This window comes from Bradyrhizobium sp. (assembly GCF_030693485.1).
Classification (GTDB): Bacteria; Pseudomonadota; Alphaproteobacteria; order Rhizobiales; family Xanthobacteraceae; genus Bradyrhizobium.
Genome location: NZ_JAUYAN010000166.1, coordinates 1 through 3,723, shown reverse-complemented (window position 1 = coordinate 3,723; position 3,723 = coordinate 1). Strand labels below are relative to the sequence as shown.

2 protein-coding genes are annotated in these 3,723 nt (G+C 64.3%); both read right to left on the bottom strand.

Annotation, left to right across the window (positions count from 1 at the left end):
- On the bottom strand, positions 1-3,558 hold a 3,558-nt coding region (metH, locus tag Q8N40_RS12100), incomplete at its 3' end, for a methionine synthase (RefSeq protein WP_305711977.1).
- Between the two features lie 3 nt (positions 3,559-3,561).
- Positions 3,562-3,723, bottom strand: a 162-nt coding sequence (locus tag Q8N40_RS12095) for a methylenetetrahydrofolate reductase (RefSeq protein WP_305711978.1), incomplete at its 5' end; no start/stop codon positions are given.

The following is a 3,723-nucleotide window of genomic DNA, read 5'->3' as shown; positions in this document are numbered from 1 at the left end:
CCACATCGCATAGCTCTCGGTCAGCTGCACGCCCGCGGTCTTCTCGGCATCGAGCAGCGCGAACAATGTCGCCTTCTCGGTGTGATCGGGTTGCGCCGGATAGCCGGGCGCCGGGCGGATGCCCTGATACTGTTCGAGAATCAGTTGCTCCGGCGCCTGCGTCTCATCAGGCGCATAGCCCCAGAACTCGCGGCGCACGCGGGCATGCATGCGCTCGGCAAAGGCTTCGGCGAGACGGTCCGCCAGCGCCTTGCACAGGATCGAGGAGTAATCGTCATTGGCGTTCTTGAAACGGTCGGCGATCACGTCCTCGCCGATCCCGGCGGTGACCACGAAGGCGCCGATGTAGTCAGGCACGCCGCTGGATGCCGGCGCGATGAAGTCGGACAGCGCCGAGTTGAAGCGGCCCTCGCGCTTCTCCAGCTGCTGGCGCAGCGTATGGAAGGTCGCGATTGGCTGCTTCCGGCTGTCGTCGGCATAGACGACGATATCGTCGCCCTCGGCATTGGCCGGCCAGAAGCCGATCGTGGCCTGCGCCTTGAACCAGTTCTCCTTCACGATCAGGTCCAGCATCTTGCGGGCGTCGTCATACAGCGAGCGCGCGACTTCGCCGACCTTGGGATCGTCGAGAATGGCCGGAAACCGCCCGGTCAGCTCCCAGGTCTGGAAGTACGGCGTCCAGTCGATGTAGTCCGCGAGTTCGGCGAGGTTGTAATCGCTAAAACTCCGGATGCCGAGGAACGCCGGCTTCTTCGGCGGCGCCTTGGCAAAATCGAGTGTTGGAGCGTTGGCGCGGGCATCCGCCAGCTTCAACCGCTTCTTGTCGGCCTGCGCCCGGAAATGCGCCGCTGAAATCTTCGCATAGTCCGCCCGCACTTCGGCGGCATAGGCCTCGCGCCGCTCCGGCGACAGCAGCGAGGAGGCGACGCCGACCGCGCGGCTGGCGTCGTTGACATGCACCACCGGGCCGCCGCGGTAGTTCGGATCGATCTTGACCGCGGTATGCACGCGGCTGGTGGTGGCGCCGCCGATCAGCAGCGGCACGGTCATGCCCTGACGCTGCAACTCGCCGGCCAGAAAACTCATCTCGTCCAGCGACGGCGTGATCAGGCCGGACAGCCCGATGATATCGGCGCCTTCCGCCTTGGCGGTCTCGATGATTTTCGAGGCCGGCACCATGACGCCGAGGTCGATGACCTCGAAATTGTTACATTGCAGCACGATGCCGACGATGTTCTTGCCGATGTCGTGGACGTCGCCCTTGACGGTGGCGAGCACGATCTTGCCGGCGGAGTTGCTGATGTCGCCGACAATGCCGTTGGCAAGGTTGTCCGCCTTCTCCTGCTCCATGAACGGCATCAGATAGGCCACCGCCTGCTTCATCACCCGCGCCGACTTCACCACCTGCGGCAGGAACATCTTGCCGTCGCCGAACAGGTCGCCGACGATGTTCATGCCGGCCATCAGCGGGCCTTCGATCACATGCAGCGGGCGCTCGACCGTCAGCCGGACGGCCTCGGTGTCGGCCTCGATATATTCGGTGATTCCGTGCACCAGCGCATGGCTGAGCCGCTTCTCGACCGGCCATTCACGCCAGGCCAGATCCTGCTCTTTTGTCTGTTTCTCCTTGCCGCGAAATTTCTCGGCCAGCTCTAGGAGGCGTTCGGAGGCGCCGGGGTCGCGGTTCAGGATCACGTCTTCGCAGGTCTGGCGCAACTCGGGATCGATGTCGTCATAGACGATCATCTGCCCGGCATTGACGATTCCTAAGTCCATGCCGGCCTTGATGGCGTGATACAGGAACACCGAATGCATGGCCTCGCGCACCGGCTCGTTGCCGCGGAACGAGAACGACAGATTGGAGACGCCGCCGGAAACATGCGCGTGCGGCAGGTTCTGCCGGATCCAGCGCGTCGCCTCGATGAAGTCGACGCCGTAATTATTGTGTTCTTCCAGCCCGGTCGCGATCGCAAAGATATTCGGATCGAAGATGATGTCTTCCGGCGGGAAGTCGAGCTGCTGCACCAGGATGTCGTAGGCGCGCTTGCAGATCTCGGTCTTGCGCGCGAACGTATCGGCCTGGCCGACCTCGTCGAACGCCATCACCACCACGGCGGCGCCATGGCGCCGCGCGATCCTGGCCTCGTGAACAAATTTTGCCTCGCCTTCCTTCATCGAGATCGAATTCACCACCGGCTTGCCCTGCACGCATTTCAGGCCGGCTTCGATCACGGTGAATTTCGAGGAGTCCACCATCACGGGGACGCGGGCGATATCGGGCTCGGCGGCGACGAGGTTGAGGAACGTCACCATCGCGGCTTCGGAATCCAGCAGGCCCTCGTCCATGTTGACGTCGATGATCTGGGCGCCGTTCTCGACCTGGTCGCGCGCCACCGCCAATGCCGCGGTGTAGTCGCCGGCGGTGATCAGTTTGCGGAATTTGGCCGAGCCGGTGACATTGGTGCGCTCGCCGACGTTGACGAAGGGTATCGCGGGGGTCAGTTCGAAAGGCTCGAGGCCCGAAAGCCGCAAACGCGGTTCGATTACGGGAATCGCGCGCGGCCGGTGCGGCGCCACCGCGGCGGCGATCGCCGCGATATGGTCCGGCGTGGTGCCGCAGCAGCCGCCGACGATGTTGACGAGACCGGAAGCCGCGAATTCGCCGATCAGCCCGGCCATGAATTCCGGGCTCTCGTCGTACTGGCCGAACTCGTTGGGCAGGCCGGCGTTCGGATAGGCGCACACCAGCGTGTCGGCGACGCGGCCGATGTCGGCGATATGGGCGCGCAGATCCTCGGCGCCGAGCGCGCAGTTGAAGCCGATGGTGATGGGGCGGGCGTGCCGCACCGAATTCCAGAACGCCTCCGGCAACTGGCCCGACAGCAGCCGGCCGGACTTGTCGGTGATGGTGCCCGAGATCATCACGGGCACGTCGATGCCGCGGACCTCGGCGATTTCTGATATCGCATACAGCGCCGCCTTGGCGTTGAGCGTATCGAAGATGGTTTCGACCAGCAGCAAATCGGCGCCGCCGTCCAGGAGACCGTTGATCTGTTCGCCATAGGCGATGCGAAGATCGTCGAAGGTCACGGCACGGTAGCCGGGGCTGGAGACGTCAGGCGAGATCGAGGCAGTGCGGTTGGTCGGCCCGATGGCGCCGGCGACAAAGCGCGGCCGGCCGTCTTCGGCGGTAACGCGGGTCGCGGCATTGCGGGCGAGCCTGGCGCCCTCGAGATTCATCTCATAGGCGATGCCGGAGAGGTCGTAATCTGCCTGCGCGATCGAGGTCGAGGAAAACGTATTGGTGGCGACGATGTCGGCGCCGGCGCGCAGATATTCGGCGTGGATGTCCTCGATCGCCTTGGGTTGGGTCAGGATCAGCAGATCGTTGTTGCCCCTGACGTCGCGGTGGAAATCCGCAAAGCGCGCGCCGCGAAACGCGGCCTCGTCATAGTCGAGGCCCTGGATCATGGTGCCCATGGCGCCGTCCAGCACCAGGATGCGCTCGCGCGCGGCCGCGAGCAAAGCGGTTCGCTTTTCGGAAACAGCAGAGGTCATCGATCAAGCGGCTTTCTGGGCGCCCTGCGGGCGAATACCGAGCAAATGGCTGATCGCGAACACGAGGTCCGCGCGGTTCATGGTGTAGAAGTGAAAGGTATCGACGCCGTGCTTGGCCAGCTTCTGCACCTGGCCCGCCGCGACCGTGGCGGCCACCAGTTTGCG